This is a genomic window from Staphylococcus simulans, from assembly GCF_003043455.1.
Taxonomy (GTDB): domain Bacteria; phylum Bacillota; class Bacilli; order Staphylococcales; family Staphylococcaceae; genus Staphylococcus; species Staphylococcus simulans_A.
The window spans coordinates 1-498 of the sequence record NZ_PZGG01000139.1 but is presented as its reverse complement, the minus strand read 5'-3'; the positions used below and the strand labels follow the sequence as shown (position 1 = coordinate 498).

The 498-nt window shown below is 27.9% G+C and carries 1 protein-coding gene; it reads right to left on the bottom strand.

Annotated features, from left to right (window positions below; translation table 11 throughout):
- Positions 1–68: 68 nt before the first annotated feature.
- A complete protein-coding gene (locus BU038_RS12765; protein ID WP_259341272.1) occupies positions 69–203 on the bottom strand; it encodes a hypothetical protein in 135 nt (44 codons plus the stop codon).
- Positions 204–498 lie beyond the last annotated feature (295 nt).

Here is a 498-nt window from a genome sequence, read left to right as displayed (position 1 = left end):
AACTAACACATGTGCAATAAACACTTGTGTTAAGTGTACATGTGTTGCACTTCTTTTTTAACTACTTATTATCCTAGTATTTCATCATTGTTTTCTGTAAGAACGAGTTTATATTTAAATTCAGCTTTACGCATTTTCATTTTTTCTAATTCTTTTTTCTCTTCATTGATTAAACCGACCTTAACATTTATTATTGATATCAAGACACGAAGAAACTCGTTTTCAACTCGTTCAAGAACATAAAACAAGGAGAAAAATGTCATATGATAATTACAATTTTATTATTGGTATTAATCGTCAATTTACTAGAAAGTCTGTATCTAGGCATAAAATACTTGAGATTAAAGAAACAAAATGCAGCAGATAAAGAATATACAAAAATGGTGGAAAAAGTAGCCCCATTAATGTACGTGACTCTCGTTATCTCAGTGATTGCATTAGTTATATCATGGATTATCAGCTAATTAAAAAAGATAAGGATATTATTACTTTAATAAC